The organism is Ningiella algicola (assembly GCF_028401415.2).
Lineage (GTDB): Bacteria > Pseudomonadota > Gammaproteobacteria > Enterobacterales > Alteromonadaceae > Glaciecola.
This window is the reverse complement of record NZ_CP171821.2, coordinates 2,906,723-2,925,284: the sequence shown is the minus strand read 5'-3', so window position 1 is coordinate 2,925,284 and position 18,562 is coordinate 2,906,723. Positions and strand designations below refer to the sequence as shown.

The window sequence follows — 18,562 nt, the reverse complement described above, 5'->3', positions numbered from 1 at the left end:
ACTCACATGAAATCATAGATGTAGTGGTAAACTTTTGCACTAAAGCAGGTCAGCTAGGCCTTGTTTGCCTAATATTATCTGTGCTGGTAACCCTAGGTTATTAGGTCCGATAATTTATCTAGAAGCTCAAACAATGAATGCGTAGTGTTGGCGATTTTTTCGCTACCATCATGGTAATATTTTTCAATTTAACAAAAAATTTACATTAAGTCGTCATTCCTCAGAATATGATTTTGCCCTACTCGGCGCGTTTTTTTCGCTAAGCTTAGCCAATCAAGAAACATGTGTTTTGTGCGCGCTCACTCATCATAGGCATAAGCGTCTATGTGTTGAGAAATTCTTAGAATTAGAGAACCACCCTCGTCAATTTTCAGTAAGCACTATTACCCACACGCTCTCGACGATTACGAGTGATTTGAATGAGTTTAACGCGCGCTGAAAAATTTGAGTGTCCCTACTGCATGACATTTAACGATATTGAAGTTGATGAAGATAACGATATTGGGCAACAGCAAATTGTTGACTGCCAAATTTGTTGCTCTCCTATTGAAGTATTCATCAGCGACCATGGCTTTGGTCTTGAAATCATCGCCAGGCGGGACGACGAGTGAAGGGTATATGTAGATGACGTCAACTATTAAATCCATCGACATTCAAGCAATGGAAAAATTTGAGCGCGCGAACTTTATTAACAGTTTGTCGGGTTTTAAAAGCGCAAACCTGGTTGGTACGCTGAGTAAAAGTGGCGTTGATAACTTAGCGCTCATTAGCAGCGTTTTCCATGTGGGAGCTAACCCGCCTTTGCTTGGAATGATAATGCGCCCTCATACTGTGGTTCGCGACACGCTTCAAAATATAAAAGAGACGGGCGTCTACACTATCAACCATGTCAATGAGGTGATTGTAGAACAAGCGCACCAATGTTCTGCTAACTATGCCCCCCAGCGAAGTGAATTTGAAGAGACTGGCTTAACGCCGCAATATGCCGGTGGATTTAGTGCACCATTTGTTGAGCAAAGCACGATCAAAATAGCGCTGGAATTACGAGAGATTCAAGTATTACAGCTAAATCTGACGGAGCTTGTGATTGGCGAAATCGTTCAAGTTATCTGTCCAAATGAATATAAAAGCTCAGATGGGTATGTGGATATCAATGCAGCAGGTTCGCTGGCCGTGTCAGGCCTGGATAGCTATCATCGCGGACAGCGTATAGATAGGTATAGCTATGCAAAGCCTGACACCAAGCTAAAATCGCTATTGGAGGATTGAGGTGATACCAAATTTAGACCAACTTTTGATTGTATGCGGCATCGCATTGGCATTTGTTGCTGGCATCACTTGGCTGTTACTTAAATTGCCTGAACACGACGATGGTGACATTAATGACAATCAAGCTAACAGCGTGCAATCTGACACTCAAGCCAGCAAAAATGATGAATCTGCGCCCTGAAACAACTGAGTGTGAACTTAATGTAATTTGGTAAATCTCAGTAAATAGGGTATAACTGTATATAAGTAAGACAGATTCATCTCGCAAAGGCTCACCAAATGGTGGGCCTTTGTTAGTTTTAAGCTATCGTAAAAAAGAATAATTATCATTTTTGTTGAATTGGCTTTTTAAAAAGGAAATGCTATGAAAAACGTAAATAGACGCGACTTTCTCAAACTATCAGGTTCTACACTAATTGGGGTAACGCTTGGTGGCGTGGCGCTTCGTGCAAACGCACAAGAGCAATTAGCGCTAGATGACCCAACTGCTGTCGCGCTTAAGTACACGCACAAATCTGAAGTGGAAGGTGCAAATTGCGCCAACTGTATGTACATTCAGGGCGAAGACGGCGCAGAATGGCGTCCATGTGGCATATTCCCAGGCAAAGTGGTCGCCGCCGACGGTTGGTGCTCTGCTTGGATGAAGAAAGGCTAAGTAAGCAAAAGAATATAGCGAAACCCTCGTTTATCGAGGGTTTTTTTTATTTGGTGCGATTCTGTATTTCTTATTGCTTGACCTAATTTCTCCAATTCTGAGTGATCTCACAAGCTTTACTCGTTTAACGGTTTCATTGACTGTTTAAATTGAGCGTTCTCGAAGGCGTTTAGGCTCATCTGAGGCGTTATTCGCTTTTGAGATGCCTGTTCATACTGATAGGCAATGTTAAGTAAGCTAGCGTCGTCCCACTGTGCACCCATGAAACTTAGGCCAATTGGAAGGCCCTTCATACTTCCCATCGGTACTGAAACATGAGGATAACCAGCGATTGCGGCCATCCAGCCTGCTCCCGCAAATCCTCCTGGAAAGCTGTCACCATAAACAGGGTCAATCAAAAATGCTGGCGTCTGAGACGGCATCATTATCGCATCCAGTTTTTGTTCGTTCAGGAGACGATCAATTCCTTCTTCTCGCGTTGTTTTGCGTAAAAATGCGAGCGCCTCCTGATAAGAGTCGTCATACCCTTCGGTTGCCTGCGCATCAATGAATAGCGACTGCCCAAACACACTTAACTCTCGCGGTGTTGACTGATTATATTCAATCAGTGCTTTCAAATCGCGATGTTCTACTTCAGGCGCTGCATTGGCTAAGTAGCGGTTTAATTCATGTTTAAATTCGGTGAGTAAAACTTGTAACGCTTGAGGCCAAAATCCTTCCGGGGTTTCATATTCTTCTATATCTACAATTTCAACTCCTAGATTTTTTAAGGTTTCCACTGCTTCATCTAGCGCCGCTATGATTTGAGTGTGCTCAGACTGCACGGCTCTGAACACCCCTATTCGCTTTCCTTTTAATGGTGTGTTCAAGGAAGCAATATAGTCTTGTTTATATTCGTCGGCTTTTAAGCTTGCAGGATCGTTTGCGTCTGTACCCGACATGACGTGAAGCATCAGCGCAGCATCTTTTACGCTTCGAGTCATCGGGCCAGCGGTGTCTTGTGTGACAGAGATAGGCACAATCCCAGAGCGCGATACCAAACCTACGGTTGGTTTGAACCCGACTATACCGTTCATGGTAGACGGGCAAATGATGCTACCGTTAGTTTCTGTACCAATACCCAAAGGGGCATACTGTGCTGCTATAGCAGCGCCGGTGCCTGACGAGGAGCCGCAGGGTGTTCTATCTAAACTGTGAGGATTTCGGGTTTGGCCACCCACACCGCTCCAACCTGAGACTGAGTCAGCGTCTCTAAAATTTGCCCATTCTGATAAATTTGTTTTCGCTAGAATAATCGCGCCGGCTGATTTTAAACGAGCAATTATAGGAGCATCTCGTTTGGTGTCATTGTTCATCAGGGCCATGCTGCCAGCGGTGGTTGGCATATTAGACGTTTCGATATTGTCTTTGACCACAACCGGAACGCCATGTAAGGGGCCTCTCAAGCGGCCCTCTTTTGCCTCATCATCGAGTGTTTTCGCAAGCTCTAAAGCATCCGGATTCAGCTGTATGATTGCCTGAATACCTACTGTGCTGCTGTTCTTCGGCGGCGATGTTGTGCGATCTAATTGTTTAATTCGGTCAATCAAAGCTTCAACAACCGCTTGCGAACTGAGTTTTTGGGCTTCAATTAACTCGGCGAGCTCATAAGCATGCAATGCACTTACATCTTGAGAGTCGTTATCACGTTCAGCACTATTATTGGCTATCGCAATTGGAAGGGCGAAGGCGCATACCAAAAGCGATGATACTAAATAGCGGTTTATTGTCGTTATAAAAGAAGTTCGGCTCACGGATTTATTATCCTATTTTGCAATAAAAGAAAGAATGAGCTTACCACCGAATTAAAGTGAGTAAAGAAGCAAAGCACTATCAGACACTTAGACAAATGCGGCTAAAAAAATTGTATCGTTAATGCATGAGATCAACTAATAATCCTCGCTTTATCCGAAAATATGGTCAGTTAAATACTGTTAATTAGTACAAAAATTTCAGCATTACTTGATGAAAACCACTAACACATTGATTTTATTGGTTTATTAAAATGGTAAATAAAAGATCTTTTTAAAACGTTATACTATAACATATATACATTATATGTTTTTATTCCATTTTTATATAAAAACAAGTTATATCTGCTTTTAATCTTTCGCACTACATTAGCGTAAACCTATGCACACGTTACAAAAATTTTAGTTTATTAACCTCGATGTAAGGAATGTGTTTTATGAAAAAGCTTTTGGTAAGTGGGTTGTTAACGATGGTTAGCGCTTCCGTTCTTGCTGCAGATGTCTGTGAAGGATACGGTCCACAAACAGGTCGTGATATCGACCAACGTGACGGAGAAAACAAAGTTATTTTCTCTATGGCTCCACCATCATCGCAAATGAACCTATGTAATATCCACTTTCATAAAAATGCAGAGCATAAAGCCAAAGACTTCTCTGTACCTGCTACCGAAGGGGCTGGTTTTATGTGCGGTATGAGCCAAAACTTAACTGCAGCAGAGCTTAAAGCACCGGAAGGTGAAGTGTGCGGAAACCTCAAGCCAGGTGACACGATTGAAATGCACTGGGTGCATACTTCATGCGACGTAGCACCGGGTCCTGGATTAGGCAGCTGTTTATCTGATCAGTGCGCTAACCCAAATTTGCGTGTAGAAACGCAAGTGTTCACCTTAGTGAATGATTCAAGCGCAATGGATTTCAATGATATGGATTACGATGGCAATACCGTAAATGGTTATCATCAGCCTAAAATGATCCCTGATACTACAGGCGCCCCTGTCGAGTTTTTAGGTTCAACAACCGGCCCGTCATTTACGGAACAAGCGTGCTCTCCTTTACAGGTAAGCTGGTCTGTACGCCCACATTGCGCAAAGCTTGATATAAACAGCATTGCCAAGTGGTGTGAGAGCAATGAATTTGAAGAAAAAGAAGGTCATGGTGTACGTGAGTTGGTGACAGATAAGCGTCTATTGTCAGTTATTCACTAAAATTTTAAGTTATCAAACTGCAAACGCCGGGCTAAGCTCGGCGTTTTTCTTTTCATCACATCTTCGCCACCCTAGTTTCTTTTCCAGTTTTTGCTTCATCTGCCGATATCCCACTTTAAGACCTACGTTTTTTGATGAGAAGTAAAATACCTATATGCCACAGCAAGAATTAAGGAAAGTATCTGTGAATGAGCTTCGCCCTGGCATGATTGTGCATGCCATTAGTCGGCAAAGTGGCAAACTTGTGGTGAAAAGTACAGGTAAAGTGCGCCATCAAGGTGTGATAAAGCAGATGCAAGCTTGTGGTGTTGAGGAACTCATTGTTGAAGTGCCAAGCATATCAGTAACGCGCAAGCCGCTTCGCCAAAAAGTCGAAGATAAAAGCGCTAAAGCCCTTGTATCGGTAGCAAACGATGCTCAACATTCAAGCAGTGAACAAGTCAGTGCAGATAATGATAGTCCGAATGACGATTTCATAGAGCTAGATGATATGCCTTTTGAAGAGCAATCGCAGCAGACCCCCGCGCCCGTGGCAACTGCGAAACGGGCAACACCTTCAGCGAAGCAAAAGGCGAGTTCAAGTTATGAACAAGCTGAACAATTAGTGATTGAATGTAAAAAGTTACACAAACAAATAAGTGTTGATTTAAAAAAAGGCATGGAGCTAGATTTCTCGCCCGCTAAAACGCTCGTTTCAGACATGTATCATCAGCTTCTAGATAAACCCGAGGCGCTGCTTTGCTTGAGTATGATCCGCAATGAAGGCGAGTATATCAGTAATCATGCTATGCACACCTCAATACTCTTATGCGTGTTTGCACAACATTTAGGCATGTCTCAAAATGACTGTCAGCGCTTGGCACTACTAGGCTACTGCTTTGACATTGGTATGGTCAAAGTGCCTTCATCAATAATCAACAAACAAGGCAAGCCCACCGCAGACGAACAAGCGATTATTGAGAAACATGTTGCACATTCTCTGGAGCTCCTTGAGCCACTTGCTTTAGATAAAGAGCTGCGCTTAGCGATAGAGCAACATCATGAGCGACTAGACGGCAGTGGCTATCCAAACGGACTTAAAGGCGAGCAAATACATAAGTTCAGCCGGATGTTGGCCATTGTCGACTGCTATGAGGCAATGACCACAAACCGTCCATTCCAGCGTAAGTCCAGCCCGGCGGCCGCGCTTAAATTAATCACAAACAAAGATTTTGGTTACGACTTAAAGCTAGCGTTGCAGTTTGTTAGGTGCATTGGCGTATACCCGGTGGGAAGTTTGGTGATTCTTAGCAATCAGCATATTGCTATGGTTACCCAAAATCATAAGGGCAAAGCGCTTAAGCCTGTTGTCAAAAGCTTTTATTCAATATCGAGTACCAAATATGTGCAGCCCAAAGAGATTAACCTTGCAGATGATAATGTTGGGCTTACGATTGTGCAGCCCACGTTGCCAGAGCATTACCAAATAGATATGGAAAAGGTTGAGCTGTAGCAGGCGTTTTCCAATCTTCAGTGTTTGTCATTTACTGATGAGCCCAAACGATTAGACTTCGTATGAATGACTTGTTATTCAATATTCTGGATCTGCTCATTTTTTAATTCTGCTACAGCGGCGCGTGCAGAAATAAAGGCTTTCAGAACGGCCTTCGTTTCTATGGAATTTAGATTTGGCGGTAATGTGGGTAAGTGGTTGTAAGGCTGCTCTGCTTGCCAGGTCATGTTTAAACTTCCAGTTTATATCGACATAAATGAACTATTGGGTCAGTTTATGTCGATTTTTTACTGTTATTTCGACATAAGTTTTTTATGTGTCGATACACTCGACATATCAACACTCAATGCATACGGCTCATCGAAACCGAGTTTCGAGAAGGAAACTTCAAAGTGGTACGCCATCCCTTGGACTTTTGGGGCAGTATGGGCAAAGCCTTAATTCTCGCCACTTAGTCACACGCCAACCCTGCCCACTCGGTATTTATCACTTGGGGCATTATGTAAATACTGGGGCAGGTAGCTACCTGTACCCTCAGAAAGCTGCACGATCTGGGCATTTATTTGCCTACTGCGTCCGTTTAGTACTGGCAAACTCCTAACTGAACTTAACAGATCAGTGAGGAAGCAAACGATGAACCCAACCACACAATTACCCACAAACTCAGTACACCCAGCGCGTCAGCAGAGGATTTTGCGCTTGCCCGAGGTAAAAGCCAAAACAGGCTTTGGCCGCAGCACCATTTATGTACTGATGGCCGGTGGTGAATTTCCCCGTTCCATTCGTATTGGTGCGCTTGCCGTGGGCTGGTTAGAAAGCGATATCGACCAGTGGATTGAAACCCGCCGTGTCGGTGCTGCTTATGGCAGTGGATAAACCATCAGCATCAAACCTGTTACCTGCCAGTGATATGCATAGCAACGCACCAACATTACCGGCTGGTTTTGCCTATAACGCGCAAAACTGGCTGGTAATGCAACCAGCAGGGCAAGATAGCCCAGTCAAAATCTGCTCTTGGCTGCAGGTAGCGGCACGTACCCGCGATCCGCAAGGGGACAACTACGGTTATTTCTTGCACTGGTTAGACGATGACAATCGCCATCGCTACTGGGCCATGCCAGCCGAACTATTGGCCGGAGATGGGAGCGAGTACCGCCGAATCCTACTCAGCCGAGGAATGCGCCAAAGCAACAGTGTCAAAGCGCGGCAGTTGCTCTCCCTGTTTATTCAACAAATGGGCGAACTGGCCACGCAAAGTACCCTGATTTGACGATGACAGTGGCATTGGGTGGGCAACGTGGCCGTGATAATGGCTACTTTGAACAATTTGAGCAAGGCATAGCGCTTTGGTATCACCTGCCGCAAAGCACGTTTTTGCAGAAATTTAAGCAGCATATTGCCGAGGAAATTCGCTATTTAGCGTTGGCGTCTACCTCAGACACTCAAAGTTCAACCAAGCAAATTGACAAACTTTGGCCGGTTAAACGAGTCACAGTGTTACCACGCTACGCCATTACTGAAGATCAATCGGGTAAGAAGTCAGGTTCTGCTGATTTGTATTATTTATTTGAGTTAGGCAAACCACTGTCACTGCAAATGCCAGTGACCAACGTGCCACATCGCCCAATTAAAAACTCGATGAAACTCACAACCTTAACTCGCCTAGAGAGCGTCACTAAGTTTACCGAGGTTGAAAAAGTGTACGAAGCGGCAATGGTGTGATTGTGAAATATAGAAAAGAAAAATTCCCTTTTTGGTAACTTTAATTATAATTCCCACCAAGGGAACCTTGAGGTGATATGCAAGTCTTAGGTAAAGACAAACTTGTCGATTTTTATAAAAAACACGCTAATGTGAAGTCAGCTTTAGAGGCATGGGTTTCTGAAGCTCAAAGCGCTTGTTGGAAAACTCCTCAGGATATTAAAGACCGTTACCGCAGTGCAGATTTCCTAGACGGTAATAGAGTTATATTTAATATCAAAGGTAACCATTACAGACTAGTTGTAAAAGTCAGGTATCAAAATGGCATTGCTGTTATTGAGTGGGTTGGTACTCATGCTCAGTATGATAAGCAACGCTTTTAGGAGGGGAAGATGAGTCACATTAAATTAATCAAATCAGCACAAGATCATGAGTCAGCATTGATGCGATTAATGTCATTAATGGACTTGGATCCGCAGCCAAGTTCAGCCGAATCTGATGAGATGGATGTATTGGCATTATTAATTGAAAAGTACGAAGAAGATCATTTTCCAATTAGTAAGCCCGATCCAATAGAAGCGATAAAATTTAGAATGGAGCAACAAGGTTTAAAAAATCGAGACCTTATTCCTTTTATTGGGTCAGCTCCAAAAGTTTCCGAGATATTGAATGGAACACGTAGCCTTAGCTTGAACATGATCCGAAAGCTAAGCAGTGGGTTAGGTATATCAGCTGATGTTTTGATTCAATTGCCAGAGCAAAAGCACGCAATTCAAAGAGAAGTAGATTGGCAAGCCTTCCCGATAGCTGAAATGCGAAAGCGTGGCTACTTTGATAGCTTCAATGGTTCATTACAAGAGTTAACGGAATATGCAGCCGAGGCTTTGTCTGATTTTATCGGTTCCGTAAAATCAGGCTTTAAACTTCAACCTGCCTTGTTGAGAGCGTCTTCTCACCTTCGTACCAATGATAAGGAAACAGATCCTTATGCTCTGTGGGCGTGGCAAATTCGAGTATTGCAGAAGGCCGCTGAACAAAAATTACCCTGTCAATATCGCGCTAGTACTGTGAATTTGGAATGGATGCAGAACATTTCCAAGCTATCTTGGCTTGAGTCAGGCCCTTTATTAGCGATTGAGTTTCTAAATAAGTCAGGCATTCATGTAATCATAGAGCCTCATCTACCCAAAACTTATTTGGATGGTGCTGTGTGCATGGGCATTGATGGCAACCCGATTATAGCGCTAACGTTAAGGCACAATCGTCTCGATAGCTTTTGGTTTTCACTAATGCATGAAATGGCACATATCGCATTGCACTTAGATGGTAATGAAAACTGGTACTTAGATGATTTAGATGCTCAGGGCGTTGATGACATTGAGAAACAGGCCGATGATATGGCTAGAGAGGCGTTGATACCACAGAGTATTTGGTGCAGAAGCAGTTTATCGAGCGCTGAAGAAGTCAGGGAGCTAGCAAAAGAGCTTCAAATATCACCTTGTATCGTGGCTGGACGAGTTCGTTTTGAGAGTGTTGATCATAAAAAGTTTGGTTCTTTATTCCGTGACAAGATTAGCGATTATTTTCAACGTTAAGCCATAAGCTCTTGAGTGATCCACACATCATTTTCTGGCCCACAAAGGTGGTGCAGCAGCGCTAGGTTGATCTGGTGGCTGATCACGTTGCCGTTTCGTTTTCTCTTGTCTTTTCTTAAGCCACTCAGCAATAACCCCGTGCATGATTTTCCCATTTTCTCCGGCGAACTGGGCAGGCAAAAAGCTCGGTTTTGCTGTTTGGGGTGTTAGGTAGCGCGCTTTCCTGTTTTAGACAAAGGCGTGATGCACCAAAAAATACAGGCGTTGGCCGGTGTGTTTGCTTGCAATGTTCTGGTTTGGCTCGTGTCATCCACACATGCCTGTAACAAAACCAACCCGCCTTGCGCGTTGCCATCAACCTCAGGTAAAGGTAGCCAATACAGGTTTGGTCATTGCTCGGGGCTTTGCCATTTTTCTACGATCACTTGCGCGCCAATGCTATTCAGCCATTGGTGAATGGGGCAGCCAGGGTGCGCTTGTTTAACGCGCGGTAACTGATAGGTTAGCCAGCGGGTTAAACGTTCGGCGGCATTGTCGCACTGGCTTAATGCTGGGTAGAGAGTAAACGCGCCATGCCCAACCAGAAAAGCGACCAGCTGCTGTATCCATTCTCTATCCCAATCGTTACCACTTGCCCATAACACGTCACATATCACCCTGTTGGTTTTTTCATGCCGTCTATTTTCAGTGGTCGGGTACAGACTCGGTGCTGAAATAGATGAAAGAATTGGCCATCAAATTAACCAGTCAAATCAGTTTTTTTCTGATGACCTGTGCGCGGCTAACTGTTTGAAATGCATCGTCCAATACAGCGCTGTTTGGCTGCGTTCACCAAGTGCAAAAAATCGAGACGCCAAACGATCGTTTGCATTCTGGGTTTAAAAAATCAAACGGTTTGTACTTTGGATTCTAGGTTGGTTTAGGGCACGAAAAGTGCCAAACCTTGCTTTGAGCCAGTAATGGCATGGCCTACCAGCCTTGGATTTCAATCGAGACGCCAAACAGTAAATGGGCTAATTTCCCTGTTTGGCTTCTCGATCCAAAAGCCAAACGGATAGTGGTTTTGGCGTATGGGTATAAAAGCATGGGGAAGTGTCGAACGAAGAGCGGCTTGCTAATTTGACTTGGGATTTGATGAAGAGGTGTCTTCCAGCTTTAATGAAGGTTGCTTGTCACTGTTACCCTCAAAGTATTCAAGGGCGTACCCCATTGCCTTGTAGCTTTTCTCACGTTTTTTAAACATGCGTTGCAGCATAGGGAGGGCGCAGTCCACATAGTCGTGAATGGTGACTTGTGTTTTTCCTTCCGATTCACGATGAATACGGCCGGCATATTGAGCCAATGTACCTTTCCATGCGATGGGCATGGCCAACAACAACGTATCCAGCCTTGGAAGGTCAAATCCTTCGCCCACATATTTTCCTGTTGCGACGACAACTTGAGCCGATTGCAGATGATTGTCAGCGTTCTTGCGTTCGGCAGCTTTCATGGCGCCTTTGAGTACGACAGTGCTTATACCCATCTCGGTAAGTCGTGAGTGTATGTACTCTGCGTGCTCTCTACGCTCTGTAAGGACTAACGGGTGCCCGCCATTTTGAACACACTGAGAGGCGTCTGAGGCTATTTTTGACGTGCGCTGTCCATTATCGACGAGCCAGCGATAGGCATCGCTTATTTTTGGGCGCTCATCTGTTTTTATTAGCTCAGCTGGCGGTATATCGTAGAGCTGATGAATCATCACGGTTTGAGTAAATTGCTCATCAGGACTTTGTTTCACTTTATAGCGAATGGGCCCTGCCGCCATAAAAATGATCTTCTGATGACCATCTTGTCGTTCTGGTGTTGCTGTTAGGCCCAATACATATTTTGCTCTTACCTCGGTGAGTACCATTTCAAACCTTGGTGCAGATAGGTGGTGGCATTCGTCAACAATAATATGGCCGTAGTCTTGGATGAGAGGCGTGATGGAATTGTCTTTTTTATTGACCAAGCTTTGGTAGGTGGCAATGTCGATAATGCCACTCGGCTTTCTTTTACCCCCGCCTATACTGCCAATGTTTACTTCTGGTAGGAACGTGCGTAATCGCTCTTGCCATTGTTCGAGTAGTTGTCGGCTATGAACCAGTATTAGGGTATTTACTTTGCGTTTTACGATCATACCAATGGCAGTAACCGTTTTTCCAAATGCGGTCGGTGCATGCAAAATACCGAAGTCATGTTTAGATATTGCGGCCACTGCGTCTCGCTGGTTCTTTCGCAAAGTGAACTCGGGGGTAAGTTTTAATAATGGTTTGCCGATTTCACGCTTATCGTCAAACAGTGGCGAAATATTTTGCTCTTGTAGCAAAGCAATCGCGTCATCGAGACAGCCTCGCGGTAGTGCTAGATAACCGTTTTCAATACGAGCACAGGAAATAAACCTCGGAATGCCATGGGTTGAAAAGCGCAAAGCTTGTGTTTTAAAAAACACAGGATTAGAAAAACTAGCTAATCGCTTTAGTCCTGCCAGTAGTGGCCCAGGTAACTCGCTCATCAAAAAGTAGATATGGTTGGCCAAGGTAATGGTCACGTTTTTCGGCAAAGATTCTAATTTTATTGGTGCAGCTTTGGCTGTGATTTCCCAAGGAGGGCGGTTGTCTATTAGACCTTGCTTAGACAGTAATAGGGTGTTGGGTGAAATAGTTGTTATGAGTTGATCAATACTCGACTGAGTGAGCGTTTTAAGCCCAGCAAGGTACCGCCATTGATCGTCAATCGCATTCAGGTCACTGTCAACAAAGCAACTACGGCCTGAAAGGCGAGCCTCCTTTTGAAGTGGTAGCGCAATGAGATTACCAAAACCGCCTTCAGGAAGGATATCTTGGTTAGGAAAGAGCCTGTCATAGGAGTCAAACGATAGATTTGGAAATATTTCCATGGCTTTATCAAGCAAAGCGAAACCCAGTGCCCGAGCTTGGTTAGCTGGGATGTTGGTTTCAAAAAAGATCCATAAGTGCGCCCCGTTGCCAGAACGCGAGATTTCTATCGCGTGTGGAATATCAAATGCTTGGCACGCTTTAGACATGGCTTTGACTTCTTCTTGCCAACAGCCTTTGTCAAAATCTGCTGCCAACAAATAGCATGAGTTATCTTTCAGTAAAGGATACAGCCCCACCACTTGATGACCGGCAAGGTGCCTGTAAATAATGTGCTCGTTTAGTTCGCTAAACTTTCGGTGTGAACAGTCTTGGCATTTAATGCGGGGTTTGTTGCATAGCCCGCTTACCCATTCATTATCACAGGCTACGGAATAGCCACTGCGGCCCTGTTGGTTTTGCCAACGATTGGCAAAGATATCCTCTCGTCCACGAAATAGTTGTCTGAATAGGGCGACCTTTTGTTCTGGGGTGAATGTCTGTATTGAACGCTCGTTTTGAGCGCTACGCAAAGCCTCTCTTAATGCGAGAAGCCGCTGCTTTTCGTTTTCAAGCTCAGCTAACCTGTTATCAATAGCCGAAATATTTGGGTAGCGAGCGTCATTCATAACAAACTAATTTTGATTCGCATCGCTATGAAGCGCGAACTTGCGGTGGCTTGATCAGCGACTCTGCTGGAATACCTAGCCCTTCATGAAGTTTCCAAATCATTTTTAGCGTGAGTGATCGCTTATGGTTTAGGATTTCATAAACACGATTGCTTTTACCTATCATGGGTTCAAGATCTTTAACCGTTAAGCCTTTGCGCTCCATCTCAAACTTTATTGCCTCAACAGGGTCTGGCAAATCCATTGGGAAATGCTTTGCTTCGTAGGCTTCAACTAACGTAACCAAAATGTCCAGCTTTTCGCCTTCGACGGTATCAGGCTCCGCCATCATTAGGTTTTCGATGTCGTTTAATGCCGCGCGGTAGTCGGCATCTGTTTTAATAGGTCTGATGTCCATTATATTTACCTCTTGTTACTACCTTTTGGCTTCAAATCGTTTGCACATCAATTTTTTATTCGGCTCGTCCATGAGCCTCACCCTTTGGGCTCGCGTTGCTCATGAAAATTCGTTCCCGACGAATTTTTCGTATTGTGCATGGCTGCCGATAAACCGTATGTAAACCACCTTGTAGGCATAATTGATCCAAACAACTAACCGGTATTTATTACTGGCAATGTTAAACACGACACGCCCATCTTTGAGGATGCTGGCATTTCTAAAGTCCTGTTTCACATCCGCCGGTGATCCCCAATCAGCGTTTAATGCATGCCTATACCACGCTAAAGTTGGCTCTTTCGCATCAATGTATTCTGGGCTGTCTTCCCAAAATGTTTTTAAGGTTGATAGTGCGATAATTCTCATAAACAGATGCTAGTCCCATATTGGGACTTTTGCGAGTTTGTAGTTTGATTGACTGAAAGGAGTTGTTGACACGGCCCCCAATTGCCCTATTCCTTGGGGCAGTGTAATTTCCTCTTATTCACTTTCTAAAGCTCGGCATATCAAGTGTTGCCCCATTGTCCTAATTGCCCACGGTAAGTGAGCTCGTGCGTTACGATTTATATGTAATTAAATATCAAAAAGTACTTTTTGATACATAATAGCTAATCATTCTTGTGTTTGTGGGATTGCGGTGATATGTTTTTATATATAATTTTATCAAATGATGCATTAAGGCCTATCGAAATGAGCTATGTAACAGAGCAGATACTACAAAGCCTTCTAGAAGCTCGGGTACGTAAGGGGTTTAGCCAAAGAGATCTGAGCGCGCGTTCGGGTGTGCCGCAAAGCCATATTTCGAAAATCGAGTCTGGCGGCGTTGATTTAAGAATATCCAGTTTGATTTCACTTGCCCGTGTACTCGACCTAGAGCTATTGGTTGCGCCTAAAAAGTCCATTCCTGCCATCAAGTCAATCATTCGAAGCAGCCAAGGGATCAGCGATGAAGGTGAGGCAATGTCGCCCGCATATCAGCTAGAGGAAGACGACGATGACTAATTATGTTTCTACGCTTAACGTGTTGCTCTACGGGGAACCTATCGCAACGATCACCAACGTGGGCAATGACAGAACGCTTTTTGCCTTTATGGATTCGTACATTAATCATGAATCACGGCCCGTGTTAGGGCTGGGTTTTAAAGATTCGCTAGGTGGCTTGCTGACTCACTTCAAACCGACCCAAACCAAGTTAACTCCGTTTTTCTCTAATCTTTTGCCAGAAGAAACCATGCGTCATTACTTGGCAGAGCGTGCCGGAGTGAACCCCGCGCGAGAATTTTTTCTATTGTGGGTGTTAGGACAAGATTTAGCAGGTGCGATCACGGTTGAACCTGCTGATGGCGAATCGCTCCCGCCTAATGTACAGCAAGACATTGACGATGAAACGAAAATAGATGTTCCAATGCGTTTTTCATTAGCGGGTGTACAGTTGAAGTTTTCAGCCGTACAACAGGCAAACGGTGGTTTGACTATTCCAGCAACCGGTCAAGGTGGCTCTTGGATTGTAAAATTGCCATCGTCTCGCTTTGACGCTGTGCCAGAAAATGAATATTCGATGATGGAACTGGCTCGAATGTTGGGAATGGATGTGCCAGAAACGCAGCTACTCCCGATTAGCCAGATTGCTAATATCCCAGATGGTATTGGTAAATTTGGAGACAGTGCGTTTGTGATCAAGCGCTTTGATCGTGCAGGTGATCAAGCCGTACATATTGAAGATTTTGCGCAAGTGTTTGGTGTCTATCCTCAAGATAAATACAAAAAAGCCAGTATGCGCAATATTGCTCAGGTTATCGGCATCGAAGGTCAAGACGAAGACATTGCAGAATTTACGCGTCGATTGGTGTTCAATACCCTAATTGGCAATGCGGATATGCATCTGAAGAATTGGTCTGTGATTTACAAAGACAAGCGCACAGCATCGATTGCGCCTGCCTATGACTTTGTCTCGACCATTCCTTATATCCCCGATGATAGTGCGTCGCTGAAGGTGAGTCGTAGCAAGAAATTCAGTGATTTCACGCTGGATGAGCTGTCACACTTGGCGGCTAAAGCCATGTTGCCAGAAAAATTGGTGTTAGATACTGCCAAGCAAACCGTGGCAGGCTTTCATGAAATTTGGGCGAAAGAAAAAGCGCATTTACCACTTACCAAGTCGATGATTGAAGCAATCGAAAAACACTTACGAAGTATACCGCTACGCTAAAATGAGAACCGACGCGTACAGAAATGCAGAGGCGTCGGTCATATTGGCTTGAAGATTATGTTTAGTGACTTATTTTGTCAATCAAAGCCCTGATTGCCCCATTCCTTGGGGCAATTTAATTTCCTCTTATTCACCCTCTAAAGCTCGGCATGTCAAGTGTTGCCCCATTGTCCCAACTGCCCACGGTAAGTCGAGCTTTATCGCATGTCGAAACAGCTGCTTCATGTACATCAAGGTATCGTTGGCAATGGTAGGGCGGTTACTTTCTCGAATGCGCTCTAATACTTCGCGCACATCGCGAGCGGTCACCTCAGCAATACACTTAATGCCAATGACTGGGCTTATGTCTTTGGTGTAAACCCGATACGGAATCTTTGGGTGCTTTAGTCGTCGACTCAGATCGGTTCGATACCAGTCATGGAACAGTTGATCCACGGTTTCAGTGTCAGGTAACTCGATTTTTTGTTTTTCCAGAAGAGGATCTATGCCGTCGCGTACTTCTTTTCGAAAATAAGCAGCGGCAATTCGAGCGTCTGCCAACGACATTAAAGGAAATTGCCCCAAGGTTGCTTCTCGTCTTCCTTTGGCTGTGGTGTAGCGGATCATCCAATAAGGCGAGCCCTGTTTGCGGACGCAAAAGTATAGCCCTTCACCATCTGAATATTTTTTTGGGGCGGCTTTGCTGTATGCAATAACCTGTTGTGGTGGCGAGTTAAATGCGAAAATTGGGTAACTTACTGCCCACCACTAAACAGGCAGTTGGTAACGGACATCTGCAAACCGATTTGGACGGGAAAAAAAAGCGCTGTATTTACAAGCAAGTAACAGGGCATTTAAGACATTCTTGAACGGGTGAAAAACTATTCGATGTTTTGGATCTGCTCCCGCATCTGCTCAATCAAAACCTTAATCTCAACAGCCGCCTGAGTAATATCTTTATTGATCGACTTACTGCCTAACGTATTCGCCTCACGATTAAACTCTTGCATCATAAAATCCAAACGACGGCCAATGGCTCCGCCTTTTTTCAGGATTTTTTGTGTTTCATGAACATGAGATTTCAGGCGATCTAGCTCTTCTGCAACATCCGTTTTTTGCGCAAGTAACACCATTTCTTGTTCTACCCGGGTGTCTTCAAGCTCTACCTCCGCTTCGGCAAACTTGCTGCGAATGCGGTCTTTTTGCCATTCGAGTACGGTGGGCATTTGGCTGGCAACGTTATCGGCTTGCTGTGCAATGCCGTCCAGGCGCTGCTGAATAAGCGTACCCATGCTTTCACCTTCGCTGGCTCTGGCTGCAATAAACTGTTCAAGCGCGTCTTCAAAACCGGCCATGATGACTTTTTGCATGCCGTCTACGTCGGCCTCTTGCGTTGCCATAACACCAGGCCAGCGCAATATATCGCTGGGGTTGATGGTGCCGTCTGCGCCGGATTGTTGGAGCGACTTGGCGGCATCAATGAGCTGGGAAGCAAGTTCAGGGTTGAAGGTCAACGAACCTTGATTTGCGTCACTGAAACTGACTCGTAGCATGCACTCTACTTTTCCGCGCTGCAAACGTTTTCTAAAACGTTCGCGCAACATGGGCTCTAATGAGCGAAACTGTTCATGTAGGCGGTAGTGGGTTTCTAAGTAGCGCTGGTTTACGCTTCTGATTTCCCAAACGGCACTGCCCCATTCGGCTTTTATTTCGTGTCGGGCAAAGCCTGTCATGCTAAAAATCATGTGGTTCTCAATGCTGGTACTCTAAAAACCACTAGTCTAGAGCGCTTTGCGATAGATGTATAGCGCGTGATGTAGTATGTCGTTACATTGCCATAGTCTATGCGTTATACTTGTCCCCTCAGCTTACTCTAGTTGATTGAGCATCCCATTTAACTTTATCCATTCAGGAGTCACTTAATGCGACCCAGTAACCGTACTGCAAGCCAAATTCGTCCAGTCACTATTTCTCGTAATTTTACGTGTCACGCCGAGGGCTCCGTATTGATTGAGTTTGGCAATACAAAAGTACTTTGCAACGCAAGTGTACAAGAGGGCGTGCCGCGCTTTATGAAGGGCCAGGGGAAAGGATGGATCACGGCAGAATACAGCATGCTGCCACGCGCCACGCATACGCGCTCCGACAGAGAAGCTGCGCGCGGTAAACAAGGTGGTCGAACACTCGAAATTCAGCGCTTAATTGCACGCTCACTAAGAGCAGCGGTCGATTTAAAAATGCTCGGTGAGAACACGATTACGGTAGATTGCGACGTTATTCAAGCAGATGGCGGTACACGAACTGCTTCAATTACAGGAGCCTGTGTGGCGATGGTTGATGCCTTAACATGGATGCGCACTAAAGGTATTTTAAAGACCAATCCGCTTAAGCATATGATTGCTGCTATATCGGTAGGCGTCTATAAAGGCAATGCAATCGCCGATCTTGAATATTTGGAAGATGCTGATGCCGAGACCGATATGAATGTCGTTATGACCGACACCTCAAAGCTCATCGAAGTACAAGGCACAGCCGAAGGCGACCCATTCACCTTTGAAGAGATGAATGAGATGATAAGCTTAGCGCATGCTGGCATCAAAGAGCTATTTGATGCACAGAGATTGGCGCTCAGTTAGTTGGAGAATTATTTTGCTTATTATAGTCCGCGCGCCGCGCGTAAACTATTGGAAACCAAGCGTTTGCGTCCA

19 protein-coding genes and 3 pseudogenes are annotated in these 18,562 nt (G+C 44.7%); 14 read left to right on the top strand and 8 right to left on the bottom strand.

The window, feature by feature from the left end:
- The first annotated feature begins 419 nt into the window (after positions 1-419).
- The 4 genes from PN836_RS12740 (at position 420) to PN836_RS12725 (ending at position 1,924) form a co-directional block, all read left to right on the top strand.
- The gene (locus PN836_RS12740) at positions 420-611 is read left to right on the top strand and encodes a CPXCG motif-containing cysteine-rich protein (RefSeq protein ID WP_395338854.1); all 192 of its coding nucleotides are present in this window, start codon (positions 420-422) and stop codon (positions 609-611) included.
- Positions 612-624: 13 nt separating this feature from the next.
- A complete protein-coding gene (locus PN836_RS12735; protein ID WP_395338852.1) occupies positions 625-1,269 on the top strand; it encodes a flavin reductase family protein in 645 nt (214 codons plus the stop codon).
- A gap of 1 nt (position 1,270) precedes the next feature.
- Positions 1,271-1,450, top strand: a complete 180-nt coding sequence (locus PN836_RS12730) for a hypothetical protein (protein ID WP_395338851.1) — start codon at positions 1,271-1,273, stop codon at positions 1,448-1,450.
- A 183-nt stretch (positions 1,451-1,633) separates the two neighbouring features.
- On the top strand, positions 1,634-1,924 hold the full coding sequence (locus PN836_RS12725; protein ID WP_395338849.1) for a high-potential iron-sulfur protein: 291 nt from the start codon (positions 1,634-1,636) through the stop codon (positions 1,922-1,924).
- Between the two features lie 116 nt (positions 1,925-2,040).
- On the opposite strand, the gene PN836_RS12720 is transcribed toward PN836_RS12725, so the two are convergent.
- Positions 2,041-3,717: an amidase gene (locus PN836_RS12720; RefSeq protein ID WP_395338847.1), complete on the bottom strand. Its 1,677-nt coding sequence runs from the start codon at positions 3,715-3,717 to the stop codon at positions 2,041-2,043.
- A gap of 434 nt (positions 3,718-4,151) precedes the next feature.
- Here PN836_RS12720 and PN836_RS12715 point away from each other — a divergent pair, with 434 nt between their 5' ends.
- Both PN836_RS12715 and PN836_RS12710 read left to right on the top strand, forming a co-directional pair.
- Positions 4,152-4,919, top strand: a complete 768-nt coding sequence (locus PN836_RS12715) for a delta-class carbonic anhydrase (RefSeq protein ID WP_395338845.1) — start codon at positions 4,152-4,154, stop codon at positions 4,917-4,919.
- A gap of 184 nt (positions 4,920-5,103) precedes the next feature.
- Positions 5,104-6,411 carry an HD-GYP domain-containing protein gene (locus PN836_RS12710; protein ID WP_415926372.1) on the top strand — a complete coding sequence of 436 codons (1,308 nt, stop codon included), beginning with the start codon at positions 5,104-5,106 and terminating at the stop codon, positions 6,409-6,411.
- A 74-nt stretch (positions 6,412-6,485) separates the two neighbouring features.
- On the opposite strand, the gene PN836_RS12705 is transcribed toward PN836_RS12710, so the two are convergent.
- Positions 6,486-6,638 (bottom strand): hypothetical protein, encoded by a 153-nt coding sequence (locus tag PN836_RS12705; RefSeq protein WP_395338842.1) that lies wholly within the window; start codon positions 6,636-6,638, stop codon positions 6,486-6,488.
- Between the two features lie 406 nt (positions 6,639-7,044).
- Here PN836_RS12705 and PN836_RS12700 point away from each other — a divergent pair, with 406 nt between their 5' ends.
- From PN836_RS12700 to PN836_RS12680, 5 genes and pseudogenes are all read left to right on the top strand, one after another.
- On the top strand, positions 7,045-7,287 hold the full coding sequence (locus PN836_RS12700) for an AlpA family transcriptional regulator (protein WP_395338840.1): 243 nt from the start codon (positions 7,045-7,047) through the stop codon (positions 7,285-7,287).
- Positions 7,274-7,675 (top strand): annotated as a pseudogene (locus PN836_RS12695) (DUF927 domain-containing protein); the annotation flags it as partial. The gene PN836_RS12700 and the pseudogene PN836_RS12695, both read left to right, overlap by 14 nt.
- An 8-nt stretch (positions 7,676-7,683) precedes the next feature.
- Positions 7,684-8,133, top strand: a complete 450-nt coding sequence (locus PN836_RS12690) for a hypothetical protein (protein WP_395338838.1) — start codon at positions 7,684-7,686, stop codon at positions 8,131-8,133.
- 77 nt (positions 8,134-8,210) lie between these two features.
- Positions 8,211-8,495: a type II toxin-antitoxin system HigB family toxin gene (locus PN836_RS12685; RefSeq protein ID WP_001197622.1), complete on the top strand. Its 285-nt coding sequence runs from the start codon at positions 8,211-8,213 to the stop codon at positions 8,493-8,495.
- Positions 8,496-8,504: 9 nt separating this feature from the next.
- Complete coding sequence (locus tag PN836_RS12680) at positions 8,505-9,707, top strand: ImmA/IrrE family metallo-endopeptidase (RefSeq protein ID WP_395338836.1); 1,203 nt, start codon at positions 8,505-8,507, stop codon at positions 9,705-9,707.
- On the opposite strand, the pseudogene PN836_RS12675 reads toward PN836_RS12680, so the two are convergent.
- From PN836_RS12675 to PN836_RS12660, 4 genes and pseudogenes are all read right to left on the bottom strand, one after another.
- A pseudogene (locus PN836_RS12675) lies at positions 9,704-10,351 on the bottom strand (hypothetical protein). The gene PN836_RS12680 and the pseudogene PN836_RS12675 overlap by 4 nt on opposite strands.
- A gap of 470 nt (positions 10,352-10,821) precedes the next feature.
- On the bottom strand, positions 10,822-13,230 hold the full coding sequence (locus PN836_RS12670; protein ID WP_395338834.1) for a TOTE conflict system archaeo-eukaryotic primase domain-containing protein: 2,409 nt from the start codon (positions 13,228-13,230) through the stop codon (positions 10,822-10,824).
- Positions 13,231-13,255: 25 nt separating this feature from the next.
- Positions 13,256-13,627: a helix-turn-helix domain-containing protein gene (locus PN836_RS12665; protein ID WP_000354815.1), complete on the bottom strand. Its 372-nt coding sequence runs from the start codon at positions 13,625-13,627 to the stop codon at positions 13,256-13,258.
- A gap of 99 nt (positions 13,628-13,726) precedes the next feature.
- Positions 13,727-14,032: a type II toxin-antitoxin system HigB family toxin gene (locus PN836_RS12660; protein ID WP_395338832.1), complete on the bottom strand. Its 306-nt coding sequence runs from the start codon at positions 14,030-14,032 to the stop codon at positions 13,727-13,729.
- A gap of 324 nt (positions 14,033-14,356) precedes the next feature.
- Here PN836_RS12660 and PN836_RS12655 point away from each other — a divergent pair, with 324 nt between their 5' ends.
- Together PN836_RS12655 and PN836_RS12650 are read left to right on the top strand one after the other, a co-directional pair.
- Positions 14,357-14,668: a helix-turn-helix domain-containing protein gene (locus PN836_RS12655; protein WP_395345641.1), complete on the top strand. Its 312-nt coding sequence runs from the start codon at positions 14,357-14,359 to the stop codon at positions 14,666-14,668.
- Positions 14,661-15,875 carry a type II toxin-antitoxin system HipA family toxin gene (locus PN836_RS12650; protein ID WP_395338831.1) on the top strand — a complete coding sequence of 405 codons (1,215 nt, stop codon included), beginning with the start codon at positions 14,661-14,663 and terminating at the stop codon, positions 15,873-15,875. The genes PN836_RS12655 and PN836_RS12650 overlap by 8 nt, the downstream gene beginning before the upstream one ends.
- A 186-nt stretch (positions 15,876-16,061) precedes the next feature.
- On the opposite strand, the pseudogene PN836_RS12645 reads toward PN836_RS12650, so the two are convergent.
- Both PN836_RS12645 and PN836_RS12640 read right to left on the bottom strand, forming a co-directional pair.
- A pseudogene (locus tag PN836_RS12645) lies at positions 16,062-16,601 on the bottom strand (Arm DNA-binding domain-containing protein); the annotation flags it as partial.
- A gap of 134 nt (positions 16,602-16,735) precedes the next feature.
- Positions 16,736-17,599, bottom strand: a complete 864-nt coding sequence (locus PN836_RS12640; RefSeq protein WP_395338830.1) for a YicC/YloC family endoribonuclease — start codon at positions 17,597-17,599, stop codon at positions 16,736-16,738.
- 177 nt (positions 17,600-17,776) lie between these two features.
- Between PN836_RS12640 and rph the strand changes: the two genes are divergently transcribed.
- Positions 17,777-18,490, top strand: a complete 714-nt coding sequence (rph, locus tag PN836_RS12635) for a ribonuclease PH (RefSeq protein WP_395338828.1) — start codon at positions 17,777-17,779, stop codon at positions 18,488-18,490.
- The last annotated feature ends 72 nt before the right edge of the window (positions 18,491-18,562 follow it).

What these genes read in the sequence shown, in the direction of transcription:
- PN836_RS12685 (WP_001197622.1), top strand. Translation starts at nt 8,211, where the DNA reads ATGCAAGTCTTAGGTAAAGACAAACTTGTCGATTTTTATAAAAAACAC.
- PN836_RS12700 (WP_395338840.1), top strand. Translation starts at nt 7,045, where the DNA reads ATGAACCCAACCACACAATTACCCACAAACTCAGTACACCCAGCGCGT.
- rph (WP_395338828.1), top strand. Translation starts at nt 17,777, where the DNA reads ATGCGACCCAGTAACCGTACTGCAAGCCAAATTCGTCCAGTCACTATT.
- PN836_RS12725 (WP_395338849.1), top strand. Translation starts at nt 1,634, where the DNA reads ATGAAAAACGTAAATAGACGCGACTTTCTCAAACTATCAGGTTCTACA.
- PN836_RS12655 (WP_395345641.1), top strand. Translation starts at nt 14,357, where the DNA reads ATGAGCTATGTAACAGAGCAGATACTACAAAGCCTTCTAGAAGCTCGG.
- PN836_RS12665 (WP_000354815.1), bottom strand. Translation starts at nt 13,627, where the DNA reads ATGGACATCAGACCTATTAAAACAGATGCCGACTACCGCGCGGCATTA.
- PN836_RS12640 (WP_395338830.1), bottom strand. Translation starts at nt 17,599, where the DNA reads ATGATTTTTAGCATGACAGGCTTTGCCCGACACGAAATAAAAGCCGAA.
- PN836_RS12690 (WP_395338838.1), top strand. Translation starts at nt 7,684, where the DNA reads ATGACAGTGGCATTGGGTGGGCAACGTGGCCGTGATAATGGCTACTTT.
- PN836_RS12735 (WP_395338852.1), top strand. Translation starts at nt 625, where the DNA reads ATGACGTCAACTATTAAATCCATCGACATTCAAGCAATGGAAAAATTT.
- PN836_RS12705 (WP_395338842.1), bottom strand. Translation starts at nt 6,638, where the DNA reads ATGACCTGGCAAGCAGAGCAGCCTTACAACCACTTACCCACATTACCG.
- PN836_RS12670 (WP_395338834.1), bottom strand. Translation starts at nt 13,230, where the DNA reads ATGAATGACGCTCGCTACCCAAATATTTCGGCTATTGATAACAGGTTA.
- PN836_RS12650 (WP_395338831.1), top strand. Translation starts at nt 14,661, where the DNA reads ATGACTAATTATGTTTCTACGCTTAACGTGTTGCTCTACGGGGAACCT.
- PN836_RS12740 (WP_395338854.1), top strand. Translation starts at nt 420, where the DNA reads ATGAGTTTAACGCGCGCTGAAAAATTTGAGTGTCCCTACTGCATGACA.
- PN836_RS12660 (WP_395338832.1), bottom strand. Translation starts at nt 14,032, where the DNA reads ATGAGAATTATCGCACTATCAACCTTAAAAACATTTTGGGAAGACAGC.
- PN836_RS12715 (WP_395338845.1), top strand. Translation starts at nt 4,152, where the DNA reads ATGAAAAAGCTTTTGGTAAGTGGGTTGTTAACGATGGTTAGCGCTTCC.
- PN836_RS12680 (WP_395338836.1), top strand. Translation starts at nt 8,505, where the DNA reads ATGAGTCACATTAAATTAATCAAATCAGCACAAGATCATGAGTCAGCA.